General features: G+C 60.7%; 20 protein-coding genes. 6 read left to right on the top strand and 14 right to left on the bottom strand.

What is annotated here, in order from left to right:
- Positions 1 to 26: 26 nt before the first annotated feature.
- Genes ABH944_RS15275 through ABH944_RS15250 form a run of 6 tightly spaced genes read right to left on the bottom strand, consistent with a single transcriptional unit; the run spans position 27 to position 6,444 of the window.
- Positions 27 to 1,040: an ABC transporter ATP-binding protein gene (locus tag ABH944_RS15275; RefSeq protein WP_404607602.1), complete on the bottom strand. Its 1,014-nt coding sequence runs from the start codon at positions 1,038 to 1,040 to the stop codon at positions 27 to 29.
- The gene (locus ABH944_RS15270) at positions 1,037 to 2,083 is read right to left on the bottom strand and encodes an ABC transporter ATP-binding protein (RefSeq protein ID WP_404607603.1); all 1,047 of its coding nucleotides are present in this window, start codon (positions 2,081 to 2,083) and stop codon (positions 1,037 to 1,039) included. Before ABH944_RS15270 ends, ABH944_RS15275 begins: the two co-directional genes overlap by 4 nt.
- Positions 2,080 to 3,015 (bottom strand): ABC transporter permease, encoded by a 936-nt coding sequence (locus tag ABH944_RS15265; protein ID WP_404607605.1) that lies wholly within the window; start codon positions 3,013 to 3,015, stop codon positions 2,080 to 2,082. Before ABH944_RS15265 ends, ABH944_RS15270 begins: the two co-directional genes overlap by 4 nt.
- On the bottom strand, positions 3,012 to 3,986 hold the full coding sequence (locus tag ABH944_RS15260) for an ABC transporter permease (protein WP_158939918.1): 975 nt from the start codon (positions 3,984 to 3,986) through the stop codon (positions 3,012 to 3,014). The genes ABH944_RS15265 and ABH944_RS15260 overlap by 4 nt, the downstream gene beginning before the upstream one ends.
- Positions 3,983 to 5,458 (bottom strand): NAD(P)-binding domain-containing protein, encoded by a 1,476-nt coding sequence (locus tag ABH944_RS15255; RefSeq protein ID WP_404607607.1) that lies wholly within the window; start codon positions 5,456 to 5,458, stop codon positions 3,983 to 3,985. The genes ABH944_RS15260 and ABH944_RS15255 overlap by 4 nt, the downstream gene beginning before the upstream one ends.
- Complete coding sequence (locus tag ABH944_RS15250; RefSeq protein WP_404607608.1) at positions 5,455 to 6,444, bottom strand: LysR family transcriptional regulator; 990 nt, start codon at positions 6,442 to 6,444, stop codon at positions 5,455 to 5,457. Before ABH944_RS15250 ends, ABH944_RS15255 begins: the two co-directional genes overlap by 4 nt.
- A gap of 333 nt (positions 6,445 to 6,777) precedes the next feature.
- Here ABH944_RS15250 and ABH944_RS15245 point away from each other — a divergent pair, with 333 nt between their 5' ends.
- From ABH944_RS15245 to ABH944_RS15235, 3 genes are all read left to right on the top strand, one after another.
- Complete coding sequence (locus ABH944_RS15245; protein WP_404607609.1) at positions 6,778 to 7,116, top strand: hypothetical protein; 339 nt, start codon at positions 6,778 to 6,780, stop codon at positions 7,114 to 7,116.
- Positions 7,117 to 7,172: 56 nt separating this feature from the next.
- Entirely contained in the window at positions 7,173 to 7,421 is a 249-nt protein-coding gene (locus tag ABH944_RS15240; protein ID WP_404607611.1) for a hypothetical protein, read from the top strand.
- Positions 7,422 to 8,050: 629 nt separating this feature from the next.
- On the top strand, positions 8,051 to 8,425 hold the full coding sequence (locus ABH944_RS15235; RefSeq protein ID WP_404607613.1) for a hypothetical protein: 375 nt from the start codon (positions 8,051 to 8,053) through the stop codon (positions 8,423 to 8,425).
- A 99-nt stretch (positions 8,426 to 8,524) separates the two neighbouring features.
- Here ABH944_RS15235 and gabD read toward each other — a convergent pair whose 3' ends face one another.
- Both gabD and gabT read right to left on the bottom strand, forming a co-directional pair.
- Positions 8,525 to 10,006 (bottom strand): NADP-dependent succinate-semialdehyde dehydrogenase, encoded by a 1,482-nt coding sequence (gene gabD, locus ABH944_RS15230; protein ID WP_404607614.1) that lies wholly within the window; start codon positions 10,004 to 10,006, stop codon positions 8,525 to 8,527.
- Positions 10,003 to 11,286 (bottom strand): 4-aminobutyrate--2-oxoglutarate transaminase, encoded by a 1,284-nt coding sequence (gabT, locus tag ABH944_RS15225; RefSeq protein ID WP_404607741.1) that lies wholly within the window; start codon positions 11,284 to 11,286, stop codon positions 10,003 to 10,005. The genes gabD and gabT overlap by 4 nt, the downstream gene beginning before the upstream one ends.
- A 115-nt stretch (positions 11,287 to 11,401) precedes the next feature.
- Between gabT and pdxR the strand changes: the two genes are divergently transcribed.
- The 3 genes from pdxR to ABH944_RS15210 all read left to right on the top strand — a co-directional run bounded on the left by pdxR (position 11,402) and on the right by ABH944_RS15210 (position 14,733).
- On the top strand, positions 11,402 to 12,889 hold the full coding sequence (gene pdxR / locus ABH944_RS15220) for a MocR-like pyridoxine biosynthesis transcription factor PdxR (protein WP_404607616.1): 1,488 nt from the start codon (positions 11,402 to 11,404) through the stop codon (positions 12,887 to 12,889).
- Between the two features lie 506 nt (positions 12,890 to 13,395).
- The gene (locus ABH944_RS15215) at positions 13,396 to 13,644 is read left to right on the top strand and encodes a hypothetical protein (RefSeq protein WP_404607618.1); all 249 of its coding nucleotides are present in this window, start codon (positions 13,396 to 13,398) and stop codon (positions 13,642 to 13,644) included.
- Positions 13,645 to 13,686: 42 nt separating this feature from the next.
- Positions 13,687 to 14,733, top strand: a complete 1,047-nt coding sequence (locus ABH944_RS15210) for an acyltransferase family protein (RefSeq protein WP_404607620.1) — start codon at positions 13,687 to 13,689, stop codon at positions 14,731 to 14,733.
- Positions 14,734 to 14,750: 17 nt separating this feature from the next.
- Here ABH944_RS15210 and ABH944_RS15205 read toward each other — a convergent pair whose 3' ends face one another.
- The 6 genes from ABH944_RS15205 to ABH944_RS15180 all read right to left on the bottom strand — a co-directional run bounded on the left by ABH944_RS15205 (position 14,751) and on the right by ABH944_RS15180 (position 21,061).
- Positions 14,751 to 15,971, bottom strand: coding sequence for a hypothetical protein (locus ABH944_RS15205; protein ID WP_404607621.1), 1,221 nt, complete (start codon positions 15,969 to 15,971; stop codon positions 14,751 to 14,753).
- A gap of 78 nt (positions 15,972 to 16,049) precedes the next feature.
- Positions 16,050 to 16,634, bottom strand: coding sequence for an acyltransferase (locus ABH944_RS15200; RefSeq protein ID WP_404607623.1), 585 nt, complete (start codon positions 16,632 to 16,634; stop codon positions 16,050 to 16,052).
- A 3-nt stretch (positions 16,635 to 16,637) separates the two neighbouring features.
- Entirely contained in the window at positions 16,638 to 18,020 is a 1,383-nt protein-coding gene (locus tag ABH944_RS15195; protein ID WP_404607624.1) for an oligosaccharide flippase family protein, read from the bottom strand.
- Positions 18,017 to 19,306, bottom strand: coding sequence for a capsular polysaccharide export protein, LipB/KpsS family (locus ABH944_RS15190; protein ID WP_404607626.1), 1,290 nt, complete (start codon positions 19,304 to 19,306; stop codon positions 18,017 to 18,019). The genes ABH944_RS15195 and ABH944_RS15190 overlap by 4 nt, the downstream gene beginning before the upstream one ends.
- Before the next feature lie 74 nt (positions 19,307 to 19,380).
- Positions 19,381 to 20,145: a WecB/TagA/CpsF family glycosyltransferase gene (locus tag ABH944_RS15185; RefSeq protein WP_404607628.1), complete on the bottom strand. Its 765-nt coding sequence runs from the start codon at positions 20,143 to 20,145 to the stop codon at positions 19,381 to 19,383.
- 34 nt (positions 20,146 to 20,179) lie between these two features.
- Positions 20,180 to 21,061: a glycosyltransferase family 2 protein gene (locus ABH944_RS15180; RefSeq protein WP_404607630.1), complete on the bottom strand. Its 882-nt coding sequence runs from the start codon at positions 21,059 to 21,061 to the stop codon at positions 20,180 to 20,182.
- Positions 21,062 to 21,096: the final 35 nt, after the last annotated feature.

The raw sequence follows: 21,096 nt of genomic DNA, 5'->3' as shown, positions 1-21,096 counted from the left end.
TTTTTATGTGTGTTCTGGATTGAAGTTTAGTGAGCGTCGTTCAGATGACACGCGCTGACATGCTCGATAGCGATGCCGCGCAAACGCGGCACTTCGGTCTTGCAGCGCGGCATGGCGTGCGGACAGCGCGGATGAAAATGGCAACCCGACGGCGGCGCAAGCGGACTTGGCATTTCGCCGCGAATGGCGGTGAAGTGCTTCTTGCGCGCGTCTATGCGGGGAATTTCGGCCAGCAAGGTCTGCGTGTAGGGATGATTCGGATGCCGGAATATTTCCTCCACGGGGGCGCTTTCCACCACGCGCCCGAGATACATGATCACCACGCGATCCGACAATTGCTCGACCACGCCCAGGTCGTGACTGATGAACAGGTACGTGAGATTGAGCTGCTCGCGCAGGTCCATGAAGAGATTCAGGATCTGCGCTTGTATGGATACATCGAGGGCGGCGACCGCTTCATCGCAGACGAGCATGGAAGGGTTGACCGCGAGCGCTCGCGCAATCCCGATGCGCTGCCGCTGACCGCCGCTGAACTCATGCGGATAGCGGTCGGCGAGCGACGGATCGAGGCCCGCGCGTTTTAACTCCGCGGCCACATAGGCGTCGAGATCGCTGCGCTCGACCATGCCGTGAACGAGCGGCGCTTCGCCGACGATATCGCGAATACGCCGGCGCGGATTCAGGCTCGAATACGGATCCTGGAAGATCATCTGGATTGCCAGCCGCGCTGCGCGCAGCGCAGCCGGTGACATGGCCGCGCGGTCCTGGCCATCCACCAGCACGTCACCTTCGGTCGGCGCAATGAGACCCGAAACAATGCGGCCGAGCGTGGATTTTCCACAGCCGGATTCACCCACCAGCCCGACCACTTCGCCCGGCGTGATCGCCAGATCGACATGTTCGACTGCCCGCGTGACTGCTTGTGGCGCAAGCACATTGCGCTCGCGCAGCCAGCGTGTTGCTCCGTTCTCGCCGCGTTCGCCGAATCGCTGGCTGACCCCGCGCAGTTCAATGAGCGCGCGTGTATTGATCTCGCTCATGTGGTTGTCTCCGTGCGGACATCGGTTTGCCGGCCTGGATGAAAACAGCGCACGAGATGCGTGCCATGCTCGGACGCCTGCGCGGCCGGCGAGGGCCCAAGCGACGGCGGCGTCGAGCAGACCGCCGTGGCGCGCGTGCAGCGCGCAGCGAACGCACAGCCCGGCGGCAACGAGCGCAGGTCCGGCGTGATACCCGCAATCTGCGTGAGCCTTTTGCCGCGCGTGTTGAGGCTCGGCAAGCTGTCGATCAGACCCGCCGTGTACGGATGTTGCGGGCGGTCGAGCACTGCATCCACGGTGCCCTGTTCAACGATCCGGCCCGCATACATCACGGCGATGTCATCGGCGAGCCCAGCCACTACGGACAGGTCGTGCGTGATCCAGATCAGCGACGTGCCCTGCGTGCGCACGAGCGTTTGCACTTCGGACAGGATCTGCGCCTGGATGGTGACATCGAGCGCGGTAGTGGGTTCATCGGCGATGATCAGGTCCGGCTTGTGCAGCATCGCAATCGCTATTGCCACGCGCTGGCGCATGCCGCCCGACAACTGATGGGGGTACGCGCGCAGCCGTTCGTCGGGACTGGCAATGCCCATGGCCGCCAGCGCTTCGCTCGCCTGTTCGCGCGCAGCGCTCCGGCTTACGTCGCGATGCGCGCGCACGGCTTCGATCATCTGCGCGTCCACGCGCTGCACCGGATTAAGCGTGGACATGGGGTCCTGGAACACCATCGCGATACGGCTGCCGCGCAGGCGCCGCATGTCCGCTTCGGGCAAGCCGACAAGGTTCTTTCCCTTGAAGAGTATCTCGCCGCCCACCACGCGGCCGGGGGCATCGATCAGTCCCATGATGGAAAAGCCGGTCACCGATTTTCCCGATCCCGATTCGCCGACGAGACCCAGCACGCGACCGCGTGCGAGCGTGAGCGAGACGTCTTCAACAGCAGGCAATTCGCCCTCGCGCGTGAAGAAGCGCGTTCGCAGATGGCGGACTTCGAGCGTGTTGTCCGCGGTATGGAAATCATGAAGGGCGGCGTTGCTCATTTCACGAACCTCGGATTGAGCAGTTCGCGCAGGCGGTCGCCAACCATGTTGATCGATACCAGCATGGCCAGCAGCGCAAGACCCGGATACACACTGGTCCAGTATTCGCCCGAGAGCATGGTCTGGTAACCGTTGGCAATCAGCAGGCCGAGCGAGGGCTCGGTGATCGGCACACCAAGGCCCAGGAACGACAGCGTTGCTTCCAGCGTGATGGCGCGCGCGACCTGCAGCGTGCCGACCACGATCAGCGGCGGCAAACAGTTCGGCAGGATATGAACGAGCACGATGCGCCAGTTGGGAATCGCGAGACTGCGCGCGGCTTCAACATATTCGCGCCGCGCTTCGACCAGTGCTTGCGCTCGTGCGGTGCGGGCGTAATACGCCCACTCGATCAGCACCAGCGTGAGCACGACGTTGGTCACGCTCTTGCCCAGGAACGCGAGCAGCATCATGGCGACGAGGATGGACGGGAAGGCGAGCAGCAAGTCCACGAGGCGCATGATGAGGCTGTCCACCTTGCCGCCCGCATACGCGGCGACCAGGCCGAACACGGTCCCCACCACACCCGCAATCACCGCCGAGCCGAGGCCCACGGACAAGCTCAGGCGCAGGCCGTAAAGCATCGCCGAATACAGGTCTCTACCCTGGCCGTCGGTGCCGAGCCAGTACGCATGCGTACCGGCGCCATTCATCGAACCGGGGGGAAGGCGCGCATCGAGGACATCGAGTTGCAACAGGTCGTAGGGATTTTGCGGCGTGATCAGCGGCGCAAAAATGGCCGCGAGCACCAGCAGCACCGCGACGATCAATGCAGCCAGCGCCGCGGGCGAGCGACCAAAGTCGGAGACGAGCTGACGCCACGGCGACTGACGGCGTTTAAGCACGCCGCGCACGGGCTTTTCCGTCTCGGGAACCAGCGGAGTCGTGCTCATCGCGCACCCTCCAGCCGCACGCGCGGATCGAGGAACTTGTAGAGGATATCGACGAACAGGTTCAGCGAGACGAACATGCAGACGACCACGATCAGGTACGAGAGGATCACCGGGCGATCGAGCGCGTTGATGCTGTCGAGGATCAGCTTGCCCGCGCCGGGCCACGAGAACACGGTCTCGGTGACGACCGCGAACGCGATGGTCGAACCGAACTCGAGACCGATCACCGTGACAAGCGGAATCAGCGTATTGCGCAGGATATGAACGAGCACCACGCGCGTAGGCGACAAGCCCTTGGCGCGAGCGAAACGCACGTGTTCCATCGGCATGACTTCGCGCACGCCTGCACTTGTCAGACGCAAGACGAGCGACACCTTGAAGAGCGAGAGATTCAGCGCGGGCAGGATCAGGTGGCGCAAGCCGTCGAGCGTGAGCCACGACCACTGGACGCCGAACAGGCTCGCGGTCGCGCCGCGTCCGCTGGCGGGCAGCCAGCCGAGCTTCACGCTGAACAGCATGATGAGCATCAGGCCCACCCAGAAAGTCGGCAGCGAGAAGCCGACAATGCTGCCCGTCATCAGCATCTTCGAGAGCGGATTGCGCGGATGCAGCCCCGCGAACAGACCCAGCGGAATACCGATCACCAGCGCCAGCAGCAGCGCCGAAACGGCGAGTTCGAGAGTCGCGGGCAGGCGTTGCAGGATCAGGCGAATCGCGGGTTCGTTATAAACGAAGCTGTTGCCGAGATCGCCATGCATGGCGCCGGCGAGGAAGGCCAGGTACTGTTTCCAGAGCGGCTGGTCGAGGCCGAGTTGGGCGATGATGCGCGCCCGGTCGACCTGATCGACGTCCTGGCCGATGAGAATATCAATCGGGTTCCCGATCGCATGCAAGCCGATGAACACGATCAGCGTCATCAGCAGCACGACGAACGCCGCTTGCGCGATTCGGCGAATGAGCCAGCCGCTCATTGGTCCTCCGCATACTGGGGCGGTGCTTCGGCCGGTTGCCATTCATCGCCGTAGAGTTCCGGTTCAGCGTAGGCTAGCAGCGCCGCGTAATGCTGCTCGACGTCCTCGGTATACAGCAGGCTCGCTAAACCTTGGGCAAGCCGTTTGGCGCCTGTGCTGATCGCGGGAATGTCGCCGGAGACGGCGCCTTGCGAGAGCGACGCGGGATAGCAGAAGCAGTGGATGCGCGACAAACCGGGGCAATCGCCGGGGGACTTTTCGATGAATTCAAACGCGGGTCCGACATCCGGTGAGTCTGACAGTTCGGTATCTTCATCGCCGGGAGGCGGCGCGTAGCGGTCGGCCCAGGTGCGGATGTACGGCGCAAACGTCGCAAATTCCGGGCGCGCGGACCAGTCGACCTTGAAGCCCGTGGAGACCACGAGGAAGTCGGCCGCGAAGGTGCCTTTGGGGGTATGGATCGAAAGTCCGTTGTCGCTGCTTTCAACCGATAACACCGGGCATCCAAGATTAAAGCGCGCATTCGGATGACGCGATACCCGCAGCGTACTGCCACGCGGCGGGGGTACCTGCACCGTATTGATGTAATGGCGGATCTTCCATTTCCATTCATCGGGCAATGTTTGGTGGCCATGCGTCAAGCCGGGATTGCCAGCCCCCTTGCCCTTGTTTACGCGTGGGAGGTCGGCTCGCCGAATCAGCAGATCGACGCTGGCCGCGCCTGCTTCGAGCGCCGTGGCGGCGCTGTCCATGGCCGAAGAACCGCCGCCGACTACGGCCACGCGCTTACCGGCGAGCGAGGTGTAGTCGGTGGTGTCAGACGAATGTGCCCAGCGATTGCGCGGCAATCCTTCGACGAACCCAGGCAACGCTGGCCCGCCCAATCCGTCGCGCCCGGTGGCGAGCACGACACGTCGCGCATAGACCTCGAAGCGACGCTCAAACGTTCGCACGCTCAATACGACGAGACCATCGGCGCGTGGTGTCACGGCTTCAATAGTGTGGCCGTTGCGGACATCGAGTGCGAGCACGCGGCGATACCAGATCAGATATTGCATCCATTGCAGGCGGTCGATCTTGTCGACCGCCTGCCACGCATCGGTGCCGAACTGAGCCTCGAACCACGCACGGAAAGTCAGCGCGGGCAAGCCTAAAGCGGGACCCGTCAGTTGCTTCGGTGAGCGTAGCGTTTCCATGCGGGCGGTCGTAGCCCAAGGGCCTTCGAGTCCCTGTGGAGAGCGGTCAAAGATGCGCGCTCGCACGCCCAGCAGCTTAAGCGCGGCGGACGTGGCCAACCCCGCCATGCCGCCGCCGATCACTGCTACATCCAGCACTTCGCTGCCGTTATGCGTCTTGCCCGGCACCCATTCGCGCGCGGGCAATTCGAGCAGGGACAGGTCTTCCGCGAGGCGCGCTTCGAGTGCAGCGAGGCCGGTGGGGGGGGGCGATGATACGTTTGTGTCGAGGCTCACGTGGCGGGCTCTTCGGTCGGATTGAGGATGTCGTCGGGCTCGCCGTAGAGCGCTTGAAGAATCGCGCTGTGCTGGCTTGCGTCGTGCAGGACGAAGTCGGGCAGCATCTCGGCGGCTGCTTGCGCGAGCGTGTGCGCTGCGGCAAGGGTTGCCGCACTGGGCGGACGAAATTCGGGTGTGATGACGCCGAACAGGAACGCAATGCGGATATCGAGCGGACGGATCACCACGCCATCGACGGGCAATCCCAACGCCGTTACCGGCTCCAGCACGGCAAGCCCGAGTCCCGCGCGCACCGCGCCGAGTGCGTTCAGCGACGAGTTGGTTTCGATCACGCCGGCCGTGCGTACGCCCGCTTGCGCGAATGCCAAATCGAGCCGTGGACGCAGGCGGTAGGGGTTTTGCATGGTGACGAGGCGACGGTTCGCAAAGTCGCGCAAGGCGATGCGCGGCGCACGCGCGAGCGGATCGTTTGCGTGCACGGCGGCAACACACGCAGCCTCGCCAATCCAGTGTACGAGCACGCCGCGATGTTCGAGCGGCAGGCTCGAGACACCCATATCGACAATGCCGTTCAGCACGGCGTCGACGACCTGTTCGGGCGCTGCGCTGCGTAGATGCACGGATTCTAGCGGGTGGTCCTCGTTGAGCAAGGCCAGCGCGCGAGGCACGAGTCCGGCGGCAAGCGCCGAGCTTGCGGCAATGGTGAGCGGAGGCGGCGCCTGCCGCGCGATCTGCTCGGCGCGCGTCTTCACCTGACGCAGGCTTGCCAGCGTGCGTTCAACGTCCTGGTAAAGCTCGGATGCCTCGCGGGTGGGCGCGACGCGCGGCCCGAAACGCTGGAACAGCGGATAGCCGATTTCGGCTTCCAGTTCCTGGATCGAACGCGATACCGCGGGTTGCGAGCGCCCGAGCAAACGCCCGGCGGCAGTGACGCTTCCGGCCGACATGACAGCGGCAAACGCTTCCAGCTGACGAATTTCCATGGGTACGCGGGCCCGATCGGTTAGATCGATGAATGCATAAAACGCATTCTTGCGTATTTAGCATGTGAAATGCAAATGATCAAAAATGCTTTAGATAGTGCCTGATCTGGGAAGCAGGGTGGTGGAGGCGGGGTGGGAGGGCGGAGTACGGCTATCGAGCGGTGCGGGATTCAAGAAGTCCGCGTGAACAGTTCATAGCGAATGGGCTTGTTGAATAAGTCTGAATATTGGACGCCGGCGCTGCGCATGCGGCGCTGCTTCACAGTGCACCTGATTTGGCGTTTCCGTGGAGGGGGTGAAGCGGGCCACGGTTGAGGTTTGGATCGGCGGTACGTGCGACTTCCCATCGTCGGCATCTGGCATCCCACTCATCATTCGATTACCCGCACACGTCGGGTTTCGCGGGCTACCTCATTCGTCACCAACCGGATCGCCGAAGTCGATTTCGTCGTGGCGTTGGAGCTCGCCCTCTCGGAACTGCTGAATCAACCGCTCGCGCGAGAACCGCAGAATGGCGGTGCGGACGCGAACGATCAGTTGGCCGTGCTGGACTTCGACATCCGCTTCATTGAACACTGGCTCGCTGCTCCTCCCCTCGTTGGCGCCTTTCCGTACGTCGACCCTAAACCCTTGAAAATCACCATCCGTGCGCCCGCCTCCTTATTGAGATAGGCGCCCGCCGATATGGGGTAGCGTGCGTCTGCTGCAATCAAAGGAGGTACCACCGGATGACAATGGAATTAACACGCTATAACGGCTATCGGTATGTGCTGCGCAAGGGGCGAAGCTTCACCGAGGAATCGGAGAAAGCCAAGGCGGGGCGCGCCATGTTGATGCACGCGGATATGTATGTTTGGGAATCGAACGCGACGCTAGTGGCGCGCGTCGAATCATTTATGCGGAAGGGTTTTTCGTGGTACTCGAAAAACCCGAAGCCCGCACGGGAAACCCTTCAAACGTTGCTCGCCTACGCGTAATGGCGCGGTGACGGTTTCCGAAGAAAACGGCGCGACCACTGACGTTTTCGAGAACGGCGGCTTCACGCTTGACCCACCAGCGAGAGAGGAAAGACGATCTGCGCCGCCGCTGGACTACAACGCGCAGTTGGCGGCAAATCGCGCATCTCTGCGTGATTACAACGATGCAATCGACGCGAGGATCGAGCGAGAACGGCCGGCGGATACCCCGTCGTTCGAAACCGTGAAACCGTCGGAAATGCCGTTTCTTCTGTCGCTCGTGCGTATGGTCGCGCGTGGCGAACCTGAGACGCGAAGCGACGCAAAAAGCCGCGTTCGGCTTGAGAGAGCTTGCGGACAATGTGACCACGCCGGTAGGCAATGCCGCACCATTCGAGTTTGGCGACATGCCCGGCTTTGGAGATAGTTTCGACATTGCGAAGACCCCGAACAACGGGGAGCCGGGGACGTGGTACACAAACCCCGGAAGCGGGCAAATGCGCTTATATGGTGGTACGGGCGCACCGGTAGTTGATCTAGACTTCGACCATGCACATTTGAAAATGCAACCTCACGCCCACAATTGGACGGGAAAGAGTCGAGCGAAAGGGCTTGACGTCGTACCTTTCAGTCCTTGAAGTCCATAAAAAATGCTTGATAACTTTGATAGGTTTAACTCATCCCACGATTGGATTTTTGATGGATACAGCGCGGATAGTCGGGGCAGCGCGGTATATCTTGAGTTGGTCTCAGACGATTTTAAAGAACACAAAACGATTGTTTTCATGGATGTGACGCGATGCCTTGTCACGGAATACGGAATGGAAAATATCGTTTACTCATTAGATATACTTGTCGATTTTGATTCACCAAAATTTATGGCTGCCCGTCAAATTTTGGATCGATCAACGCCCTTTGATCGGGGCTTATCGCCCAAGAAAATCGCGGTGTTATCGGCAAGCTTTGGCGGCGAGGCGTGGATTGAATACAGTACGTATCGGGTTCTGTCTAAAAATCCCGGTTAGCCTGTTGCCTGACCAGCGGCGTTGGTTGGTGGCGCTTCTCGCGTCGGCGCCGCCGATCCGTGCCGCGCAATCAACACCTTGCGCGGCACGGCACGTCGTTCAAAATTCCCCTCCCCCCGCCATGCACAAATACTTGATCACCAGATAGTCATCGATCCCATACCGCGACCCTTCGCGTCCGAGCCCGGACTGCTTGACGCCGCCAAACGGTGCGACTTCATTGGAAATAAGCCCGGTATTGATCCCCACCATGCCGTATTCCAGCGCCTCGGCGACACGCCAGACGCGTCCGATATCGCGGCTATAGAAGTATGCAGCCAGCCCGAACTCCGTATCGTTAGCCATCCGTATCACTTCTTCATCGGAAGAAAACCGGAACAACGGCGCGAGCGGTCCGAACGTCTCTTCTCTCGCAATCTTCATCTCTGAAGTAACGCCCGACAACACCGTCGGTTCGAAAAAGCCGAAACCCAGCGCATGCCGTTTGCCGCCAGCCACAACCTTGGCACCTTTTTCCAGTGCGTCATGAATATGCGATTCGACCTTCTGCACGGCGGCGTCGTTAATCAGCGGCCCGAGCAAGACACCGCTTTCCAGGCCATTGCCCACCGTGAGCTTCGCAACGGCCGCACCCAGCTTAGCGGCAAATTCGTCATACACCCGGTCGTGAACGTAAAACCGGTTCGTACACACGCAAGTCTGTCCGCTGTTGCGATACTTCGACGCAATGGCGCCCTCGACCGCGGCATCAATATCGGCGTCGTCGAAAACAATAAACGGCGCATTGCCGCCCAGTTCCAGTGACACTTTCTTGACCGTCGGCGCGCTTTGCGCCATCAGCAGGCGGCCGACCTGCGTCGATCCCGTGAACGACAACTTTCTGACGATGGGATTGCCGGTCAGCTCGGCGCCGATCGCCTTCGGGTCGCCAGTCACAATGTTCAGCACGCCCTTGGGCAGTCCGGCACGCTCGGCCAGCACCGCCATGGCGAACGCTGAAAACGGCGTTGCCTCCGCAGGCTTCACGACGATCGGGCAACCGGCGGCAAGCGCCGGACCGACCTTGCGCGTGATCATCGCGCTCGGGAAATTCCACGGTGTAATAGCCGCGCAGACGCCGATCGGTTCCTTGGTGACCACGATGCGTTTGTCGGCGGCCGGCGACGCCAGCGTGTCACCCGCCACGCGTTTGCCTTCCTCCGCAAACCACTCGATGAACGAAGCCGCGTAGACAATCTCACCCCGGGCTTCGGCAAGCGGCTTGCCTTGCTCGCGGGTGAGGATCATCGCGAGATCGTCGGCGTTTTCCAGCATCAGTTCGTACCACCGTCGCAGGATCGCCGCGCGTTCCTTCGCGGTCTTCTTGCGCCAGAGCGGCCAGGCCGCGTTTGCCGCATCAATCGCACGGCGCGTTTCCGCCGCGCCCATCTTGGGTACGTCACCGAGCGACTGACCGTTCGCCGGGTCGATGACTTCGAAGGTCGAGGCGTCGTCGGCGCCTTGCCACTCGCCGTCGATGAACGCTTCGTGACGCAGCAGCGCCGGGTCTTTCAACTGAATCGATGAATGTTGCGTACTCATGCCGTCACACCCACTTCTTCCGTCAGGGTACGTTCGAGAATAGCGAGCGCTTCATCGAACACGGCGTCCTGAATGGTGAGCGGAAACAGGAACCGGATCACGTTGCTGTGCACGCCGCAGATCAGCAAAAGCAGGCCGCGTTCAAGCGCCAAAGTTTGCACGCGTTTGGCGAAAGCGGCGTCGGCTTCGCTGGTGCCCGGCTTGCAGAATTCGACCGCGATCATGGCGCCCGGGCCGCGCACATCGGCGATCTGGGGTACGTCGGCTTTAAGCGTGGTCAGCAGCGCCTTCAGCTTGTCGCCCAGGCGCACAGCACGCTCGCAGAGCTTTTCTTCGTCGATGATCTCGAGCACCGCATGCGCCGACGCCAGCGCCAGCGGATTGCCTGCATACGTGCCGCCAAGACCGCCGGGCGCAACCGAGTCCATCACATCGGCACGGCCGACGACGCCCGACAGCGGCATGCCGCCGGCGAGGCTTTTGGCGATCGTCATCAGGTCCGGCGCGACGTCGTAGTGCTGCATCGCGAACAACTTGCCGGTGCGCGCGAAGCCGGTCTGGACTTCATCGGCGATCAGCAGGATGCCGTGGGTATCGCAGATCTTGCGCAACGCGCGCACGAATTCAACAGGCGCCTGATAGAAACCGCCTTCGCCCTGCACCGGTTCGAAGATGATCGCGGCAACGCGCCTGGCCTCAATATCCGCGGCAAAAAGCTGTTCGATCGCGCGCAGCGAATCCTCGGTCGTGATACCCCGCACCGGGTTCGGGAACGGTGCATGGAATACGTCCGACGGGAACGGGCCGAAGCCGATCTTGTACGGCGCGACCTTGCCGGTCAGCGCCATGCCCATGAACGTGCGGCCGTGGAACCCGCCGCTGAACGCAATCACGCCCGGACGGCTGGTTGCGGCGCGCGCGATCTTGATGGCGTTTTCAACGGCTTCCGCGCCGGTCGTGAAGAACGCGGCTTTCTTTGCATGGTCGCCGGGTGCGCGCGCGATGATCTTCTCGGCGAGCGAAACATACGATTCGTAAGGAACGATCTGATACGCCGTGTGCGTGAAGCGTTCGAGTTGAGCGCGCATGGTCGCGACAATCCTGGGGTGCCGATGTCCCGTGTTGCATACCGCGATCCCCGCCGCGAAGTCGATGAAACGGCGCCCTTCCACGTCCCACAGTTCAGCGTTTTCGGCACGTTCAGCGTAGAAATCACACATCACACCAACACCGCGCGGTGTCGCTGCATCCTTGCGGGCTTTCAGGTCGGCATTCTTCAGGGTCTGGCTCACGGCAACTCTCCTTGGCGGGTTTTTAGGCGGTGTATCGACTATAGTAAGATTTGGCTCTTTAAATCAGAGCCATTTCCGTGTTTTTATAGGAGCCATTTCCGCGATGCGCGCAAGCATGTTGTCCGACTGGCTGGCTCAGCGGATTGAAAGAACGGGCGGCCAACCGATTTACCGGCAGTTGTATGGCCTGTTGCAGCAGGCCATCCTGTCGCGGGAATTGCCGGCGGGGACCAAGGTGCCGTCGTCCCGGTTGCTCGCGAGTGAACTGGGTCTTGGCCGCAATACGGTCACGCAGGTGTATGAGCAGCTCGCACTGGAAGGCTACGTGTGGTCGGCGACCGGGCAGGGCACGTTTGTCTCGGACAGCGCGCCCGATGAGATCGTGGGTGCCGACTCGGCGGCACACGACACGGCCCCTGCGGAACCACGTGTGCTGTCTGCGCGCGGCGCACGGTTGTTGCAAGGGGCGGGTGTGTCGCAGCGGCAAGGCGGCGCGTTCATGCCGGGCGTGCCCGATGTGTCGCGGTTTCCAGCGGCTGTCTGGAGTCGCCTGCAGTCCAAATACTGGCGCCGCCTGCCGCCCGATCTGCTGACCTATGCGCCGGGCGGCGGATCGCCGAAACTGCGTCAGGTGCTGGCCGACTATCTGCGGACATCGCGCTCGGTGCACTGCACGCCGGAGCAGATTATCGTCACGACGGGGATTCACCAGTCCGTGGATCTTGCCGTGCGCCTGCTGTCCGATTCCGGCGATGTCATCTGGACCGAGGATCCTTGTTATTGGGGAGTGCGAAGCGTGTTGCAGGTGTCCGGCCTGTCGCTCAAGGCCATTCCCGTGGATGCGGAGGGCATCAACCCTTCCGCGGACGATCTGGCAGACCCGCCCAAGCTGATGCTGGTTACGCCATCGCATCAATACCCGCTGGGCATGGTGATGAGCCTCGCGCGGCGGCGGATGCTGCTGGAGTTCGCGCGGCAAAACGGCTGCTGGATCATCGAGGACGATTACGACAGCGAGTTTCGATACGGCAGCCGGCCGCTCGCGTCGCTGCAAGGACTCGATACCGCCGGCCAGGTGATCTACGTGGGCAGCTTCGGCAAGACGCTTTTCCCGGGGCTGAGGATTGGCTACATCGTGGTGCCCGAGGGTTTGTCGACGAGCTTTGCGACCGCTTCGGCGGAGTTGTATCGCGAAGGGCAGTTATTGCAGCAGGCGGTGCTGGCCGAGTTCATCGCAGAGGGGCATTTCACTTCGCATATCCGGCGCATGCGCGGGATCTACGGGCAGCGTCGCCAGATACTGCTGGACACGATCAGGAAGCGTTATGGCGACGCGTTGCAGATTGTCGGCGGAGATGCCGGGCTGCATCTGGTGCTACGTTTGCCCAATGGCGTGGATGACCGTGAGGTGGCGAAAGCGGCGCTCGCGATCAATATTGTGGTGCGGCCGCTGTCGGGTTATTTCCTGCGGCGGGAGGAGGGCATGTCGGGCTTGCTGATCGGGTACGGATGCGTGGCGGAGGACGAGATCGAGCCGGCGTTTGAAAAGCTGGCAACGGTGCTTGACCCGGCGTTGGCAGGGAGGGGGTGAGAGGTTCTTGAAAGCGGTGCGGGACATATATCTCTTCCTCGAACTTGGCTACGTACATTACCCGGAAAAACTCGAGGGATTGTCATCGTGGCGTTCTGACGCAGGCTCGCGGCGTCATGATTGCGACTGGATATTTGCGCGGGTTTTGAGTGGCCCCAAAAAAAACCTGCTCACCCCAAGGGGATGAGCAGGCAAGTCCGAGGTTTATGCTTGCCCTGAGAGTGCAAGCAGGCCAATCATAGAGGTGTCCTCAAGGCCAATAAAAACGCTTGCGAAAAAAGGTAAGGTTTTGACGCGCCCGGATAAGAACGCTGAATTCACGTGACTGCATTGTTTCAGCAATCATTACGCGCGTAATTCCCGTGTCAGAAAAACAGCTTGTTTTGACTGATGCCAACTGGGGCAAGGTGAAACAATCGACTCCTTCAAAGCCGCCGGGACAGTGCGGTTATCAATAAGACCAGCCACGAACGTTTTGCCAATCCCAACCAGCGCACGGGGGTGTGATGCTATCCGGGATCATGTTTTTAGCGGCCGTTGTTATCGCCGTGTATGTGTTTGCTTCCTTTTCCTCTGCCATACGAATGCGCCTGTTTTACGGCGTCTATGCGCACATTGAATATGGCACGGCCAAGTGGCGCAAGTTCGGAAAGTGGACACCGCGTCGCCTGATCCTTCTGTTGAGGCTGCGTCGGCTGGCCGCCTTGGCGCTGCTGGTCATCCTGGTATGCGCGGTCGTCAAGGGATCGTCTTGAAACCTGGCCAATCCGCACTCGCCTCCTGAGGACACGAAAAGAATGAGCACAGAGCGCAATCTGGAAATCGATGTGTTTCGCGGTCTCGGAATTCTGCTGGTGATCATGGGACATACCGCCGGGCTTCCAGCGGAAGTCCACCGCTATGTCTATTCCTTCCATATGCCGGCATTCTTTTTCCTGTCGGGCTATCTTTTCCAGATCGATAAGGTGCGGCGCTCGCGCAGGTCGTTCATCAATGGCAAGTTTCATCGGTTGATCATTCCAGCGTGGTGCATGGGCGCCGTATGCGGACTCGCGTTCGTCGTCAAGTTGCTGCTTCACAGAATTACGCTGACAGCGTTCCTTGGATTGGCGTGGGGTACCGCGGTCGGCTTCCCGCGTGCCGATGGCAATTTTTTGTCCACACCGTTGTGGTTCCTGTTTTGCCTGTTCAGCCTGGAGACGGCGGCAGCGGGTCTTGCGCGCTTTATAGGCAAAGCGATGGTACCGGTGTTGATGGTCATCGGTGTTGCCGGGATAGTGGGATCCTCTCATCTGCCGTTCGTTCCGTTTGATCTCGACATTGCAACATCAGCAGCATTCTTCTTCGCGATGGGGCACATCGTCAGGGGACAACGATGGTTCGATTTTCACGAAAACGGTTCGCTGACGCGCCGCGTGATCCTGCTCTTCAGTGTCGCAGTGGTGTGGGCCGTGCTGACATACAGGTCGGGAGATGCACTGAACATGTCGGACAGCGTATTCGGTTCCAGTCCGCTGAAACTCACGCTCGACGTTGCGGCGGCGCTGGCCGGCACACTGATGCTGGCTCATCTCAGCGTAGCGCTTCCCGATGCCCGCTTCCTGCGCTGGCTCGGGACACACACGCTACCTATCCTGGGTTTCAACTATCTGGTGAACACAACGGTTGTACATGCGCTCGATACCGCGCATGCAAACCACTGGCTGCTGTCGTTTGTCATTCAGGCCGCGTTACTTGCGGCGATTGCGTGGGCCGTCGACCGCACGGGTAGGGTAGGTGATCTTATCAACGGCCGTCGCCGTCAGGTACATCCGGCGAAACCGGTGGCATTCCCGCAGGCCTAGCCCGTAGCGCAGCGGAGTTACACACCGCTGGTCGCTGGGACAGGGGTGCCAAGAGCCGCGTGCGGTGCATCGGCAAGCATTTCTTGCGTCTCTGTTTCAACCTCGATGCCATCCCTATACCCCAGTAGCATGAACATGAAGATGGACACGCCTAGCGGCTCGATCATCATCAAGCCGGAGAACACCAGGAAGACAAGCGGCGCGAGGCTGCCGAAGTCCTTTCTGACGCGAATCCATAGCACCAGGCAGTACATCAGCGCAACCGGCACGCCGTACTTGTAGACCAGCCATGTCAAGGAGTTGGAGATGCCGCTATCCTCCACCTTGACATAGCCAAATTCATCCAGCGCGAGAGCGTTGTACGCGTCCATGTCGCCGCTGGGCCTGCCGAGCAGCAGGCTGTCGGAGGCGGCCCGCAAGCCTAGCGTCAGGTCGTTGATGCGCACCAGGATACTGGCGTCGTTCTGGAGATTGCGGCCGAAGAGTACGGAGAACGCATCGCCAAAAATACCGGGCGCCGATACCCCCAGGACCACCAGCACGACGACTGTTCCAGCCAGCAGCTTGGCTACTTTCGGCTGACGTGCATAGATATAGCAAAACCCCGCGAACGGAAACAGGATCGACAGTGCACCCATGGATTGTGTGGTAATGGCCGCCAGCAGGAAAACAGCGCTTGGCCGCTTGCGGAACTTGAGCACGTTATAGGTGTAGGCAAGCGTCAGCATCACGCCGTACACGCCCGCTTCCCAGAAGAAGCCCTGGTTGCGGTAATGATGAAAACGTTCGAGGTCGGAAGAGCGCACATAGAGCAGCCCGAACACGGTACTGTATTCCCCGTCTATGAACCTGGCGATGCCCGGTGCAACGTACACGAGCGGATACAGGACAAGGGAGGCAATGGCCGTGTAATACATGACATCGACAAACAGTTCGCGGAAGTCGAGACCGGAGCGCTTGAAGTGAATGCACGCAAAGAGCGCGATCAACGCTTTCAGAATGACAAACAGTTCCTTGTCGTCAATCGTGAAGTCCTGCATGAAGCTCACGACGAAAATCAGCCCTATAAGCAGCACAAACATCAATCCGACCGAACGCGGGATGCGCGGCGACGCAAGGAAACCGCAGAACAGGATCAGCGTGATGGCCGCGATCAGCGGCCCATTACCCATGCGTACAACGACGATCCAGCCGCCGCTTGCCAGCAGGATCGCGAGCAGCAAAAGCGAATATCGCATGCGTTTATTGAAGCGTATTTTCATAGCGGAAAAAGCATGCACAAATGAAGGAGGAAGTGAGAGAGTGTCCGGGTATCTTCACGCGGTATTCCATTTATCCGTCCGCGGGTTCCATCGGCGAATCACCCGGGCAGGGGTTCCCACGGCGACGCAGTAATCGGGAATGTCGGTGAGCACCACGGAGTTGGCGCCAATGACGCAGTTGCGCCCGATCGTGCATCCGATCACGACCGCATTCTCACCAATCCACGTGCCGGTTCCAATCCTGACGGGCGCGCGAGGCGTCAACGGTTGATGCTTCACCGGCAAACGGACGTCTTTATAGCCGTGAGCGTAGTCGGCTATATAAACGCGGTCCGCAATCAGGACATCGGCTTCGATAACAATCGATTGCGTTGCGATGATGTGCGCACTGTTGCCTACATAAACGCCGCGCTCGATCCGAAGCGCCGGCTTTTTGTCAAAACACGCAATGGTTTCGAGCCACGCGAAATTGTTGATGAAGGCGTCACGCCCGATCGAGATATTGTCCGAGCCGCTGATCCGGATGGGTCGAAGAATTCTCGCGCCCCGTCCGAACTCATTGAAGAAAAAAGGCAGCAGCACGCCCTGAAGGCAGGTACTGATCCGGTTGCGAACCTTGAACCAGGTGCCGAGTTCCATGGTTCAGCCACCTCGCCGTTGTCCGGCATCGCGGTTGAGCCAGAGCCTGACATGTTGGGCATAAAATCCGGTCGACGGAAACACGGAGATGCCGAGTCTGCGCCGGGCGATGAATCCTTCAATCACCTTCTCGCCGGCGAGCGCCAGCGAGGTCGCAATCGCGGCGCCCAGCGGACCGATGAGCGGAATCAGCACCGCGCACGACACGACGCAGCAGAGCGCCGCGCCCATCATCGTGTTCCGGATCATTTTCTCCAGGCCGTAGACCACGAGCAGCGGGCGTATTGAACCGCTCGCGACAATCGCAAGCTGACCGAAACTGAGGCAGACGAGCGCGCCGTACCCTTCGCGGAAATCGCCGCCGAACAACTTGAGGATCTCTGAGCCATAAAGCAGGATCACGACAAAGACGCCTGTTGCCGAGAGGAACAGCATTGAGGAGATGCTCTGGATCAGGTACTGGATTTCCTCTCGTGACTTGTCTCCGCGCATCATAGCGAGCCGCGGCCCGACGAGCGCATCAATAGGCGGGACGAGGAATCCGGATAACGTCAACGCAACACGTTGCGCAACCGAATACGCGCCTACCGCGTTTGGCGAAGCTGCGATACCCACCGCAAAGACGGCGATCCACAGCAACGCCATCTGACAGATGTTGCCCACGAGAAGCGGCATCGCGGGTGCGAGCAATGCGGGCTCGGGCAGGGTCGCAGCATTCGCATTCATGGTGCTTTTGTGCGCCATGAAACGGCGCCATTGCACAAACGCAATCAATGCGTTGACCACGCAAGCCGCCAGAAAAACCTGTGCACCGGCTACGCCGGAATGCGGATGAATCAGCAGGAGCGCTGGCAGCGAGAAGAGCGGTATCCAAAGACTCAGGATGGCGATGCTACTTTCTGGCCGGTTGGCAATCTGGAGGAACGGTACATGGATCAACGCAAAAGTCAGCGGCAGGATGGAGAGCGCGAACCACGGCAGCACGTCGCCGAGTTCCACCTTGTGAAAGATGTGAAGCGCCATCACGCGAGCGAGCGCAAGCATGACCACTGCGATCACTACGCCGGCGCAAAGGGATGTGAACAACGCTCGCCGGTAGAGGCGCCGCAGCGCGTGCCAGTGGGCATCGCGGATCAGCGGAGCCCCTTCGCGGATGATGATTTGTTCGAGGCCGAGACGCGCCAGCGTCGAAAGCAGGGTCGCGGCGCCGAAGCCGATCATGTAGAGGCCGGTTTGCGCCGCGCCGAGATACCGGCCCAGGTAGATCACCAGCGTGAAGTTGACGACGGCTCCCAGCACGCGGGAGAACAGGCTTGACGCAATGCGCCTGAGCATGGTGTTGCGTTTTATCGCCCCGGCCATTTGCGCGAACCGCATCCGGCTCATTGAGCGACTCGCGAGTCATGGGCGATCTGTTGCGCGATCGTGCGGGTGAATGACAAGTCCACGTCGGTGAAATGTCCCTTGAAGAAATACCGGTCGATCAACGGCCCGAGCAATGAGGCCGGTTTGTCGGTGCCGGGCGGGTGGTCCCGCGTCAGCAATGTCCGTAGCGGCACGCCGGAGCGGAGCGTGTCGATGCCCGGCAGGTGATCGTAGAACGACTCGCCCAGCAAGATCACGCGATGTCCATGCGCGAAGGCGTCGAGTCCGGTGAGTGAATTGACAGTGACCGTGGTCCTGCTTCTGTCGATATCCTGTTGGAGCGACGCCTGGCTCAGCACCACGTTGTCCGACGCGTCGACCAGCGCATAGAAAGGCGGCGAATACTTTCGCCTGTACAGCGGATGTTCGCGAACCACGACGCTCCAGCCGGGTTCCACGTTGTCCAGCACGAACTTGAGCAGGCCCACATCGTCGAGTCCGAGGGGGTTGTGGTAGATATTGTTCGCGTCCTCCGGAACCTGCATTGCGACCAGCACGACCTTGCATGGATCTGTTTGCAGCAGGATCGTCGAACGCAATCTGGCGTAGCGCGCTTGCGGACATTTGTGCAGCGTGTAGGGACGCAGGTCAGGCGGCATCAGGCGTGTGATGCGTGCCTGTGCGAATGCAAAGCGGTCCAGAAAGGTGTAGAGCTTGTTGGTCCAGCGAGCTGAATTTGCGCGAGGCGGAAGGGGCGGACCGGACGCTTCGAGGCGAGCAAGCTCGCGGCGAAACGAGCAGTTCGCGTTGACGCCCTGGCGATCGAGCACCGTCGTGCGGTATGGGCCTTGCTCGAAATACCAGGATACGGTCTTGCGGTCCTTGAGCGCACGCATCAGCGACTCGGCGGGAAGCCGGGTATCGCCGCTGATGATCGCGATGTCCGGATCGAACTTCGTCACGATCGACTTGCAGGTGCGCAGCATTTTTTGCGCTTGGCGACGCAGCGCCATTGTCCGTGCCGGTTTGATGTTCGGGTCCGAAGCGTGGAACCGGATCATGGCCTCGATCTCGCGAGCGGGCGTGTTCGCGGCGGTGCCGTTTTCGCCAAGGTTTCCAGTTAGATAGGACTGCCATGACAGTGCCGCCGTCTGCCGCCCATGCACCTTGAGGTAGGCCCAGGCGCTCGGGAATACAGCGAGATGCAGGAACTCGGCGTCGGGTTCGAATTGCTTCCATGCGTCTTCGATACCGCAAAAGAAGCGCGCCATCGAATGGTAATAGACCAGGGTTACGATTTTTGTCATGCGCTTTCGGGTGAGTCATGGAGGGGGGCGCACCGGTCGCCCGATGATCGCAAGGGTCAGGCGAAAGCGCAGGGCTAGATCAGCGTTCGCCCGTTGTCGCGGTCCGGGCGCAATGAGCGCCAGATTCGCAGCGAGCGAATCAGGAACACGGAGTTCCCGAGCACATACCGGCGCCACAGCCGCCTGGGTTCGCGGGCGAGGCGGAACAGCCATTCGAGATGCAGTGCCTGCAGCATGCCGGGCGCGCGGCTTACCCGGCCCGACATGAAGTCGAGGATCGCGCCGCCATTGACGATCAGGCACGGCCACGTGATCGCTTCCTTTAACGCGAGCGCCACGCGCTCTTGCTTGGGCATCCCCATGGCCAGGATGACGACCGCAGGGCGGCTCTCGCGCACTGCGTCCAGGTAGCGCAAATCCGGCTGGAAACCGTCCAGCTTGATCGTGACGTCCGTACCCGCCTCGCTCAGTTTCGCTGCCGCCATAGATAGGTAGGGCTCGCGGGTGCCGAGCAACGCGACGCTTCCGTGACAGCGCTCGAGCAGCTTCGGAATCAGGTCGGTGCCGTTCATGTTCAGGCCGGGCCTAATGCGCAGCAGCGTCAGCAGGATCGATACGCCGATACCGTCGCGAAGCAGCAGGTCGGACTCGACCAGACTCCTTCTGAAGTCCGTTTCCTTCCATGCGAGGTTGAATGCATGCGCGTTCAGGAACGACACCACCATCGGCTTGCGCACGGTCTGCATCGTTTCGATGATCCTGTCCTGCTCACGCTCGCTCATCACGAGCGTGAGCTTCCTGATCAGGCTGTTGCCGCGCATGTGGTATCGGTAGGTCATGGCTGTCTCCGCCGGGCCGGTGCCGCGCCCGGGCTCATTGCTGCGCCTCCGGAGCAAGCGGGCGTGCCATTTGAAGCGCGTCGCGCATTGCGCGGATCTCCACCGTGTTACGGACCACGAAGTGAAATCCGCCAAGCGCCAGCGCCGAGATGAGCACGGCGAGGTTGCGTCTCCTCAGCCCCCAGTACAGCCAGTTGCGCGTCATGAAATAGCGCGAGAAGTCGGACTTGGCGCCGCCCGTGGACGAACTGATCTTGTGCCGCAGATGAATGGTCGGCGTGAAATACATCCTGAATCCGGCCTGATTGAGTTCGTGGCAGAACACGGTGTCGTCGTAGTACACGAACAGTTCTTCCCACATGCGGATGCCGGCGTCACGCAACGGCCAGATCTTCACGATCAGGGAACAGGTCGGCGCATAGTCGACGCGATACAACTCGTCCGTGGTGAGCCTGTCCGGCTTGTTATGACCGAAATGCCGGCAGCCGCCCTTCAGGTAACTGAGCTTGCCGCCGGCATACCAGACCTTGTCCGCGGGCTGGTAATAGAACATCTTCGGTGCGAGCGCATCGACCTCGGGGTGCAACTGGAGAAGGTCGACGTGCTTTTGGAGGAAGTCCGGATCGACCTCGATGTCGTTGTTCAGGAACAGCAGGTGCGTGTAAGAGCGGTCCGACAGGAAGAAGTTGATTCCCTGGTTATTACCTGCCGCCACGCCGGTGTTTTCGTAGTTGCGAACGAACGTGAACGGCGTCTTCAGCGTCTCGCGGATCGCGCGTTCGCAATGAAGATTGGCGACGTCGTTTTCCACGAAGAGGATATGGAAGTTATCGAACGTCTGGGCGTTCATGCTTTCAATAAACCCATTGATCACGTCGTCCGACTTGAACAGGACGGTCACGATGCCGATTTTCATTGTCTCGATCCTTTCGACGTCTGGAAGGCGCGCGC

The sequence above is a fragment of the Caballeronia udeis genome, from assembly GCF_044909315.1.
Taxonomy (GTDB): domain Bacteria; phylum Pseudomonadota; class Gammaproteobacteria; order Burkholderiales; family Burkholderiaceae; genus Caballeronia; species Caballeronia udeis_A.
This window is presented reverse-complemented; position numbering and strand designations above follow the sequence as displayed.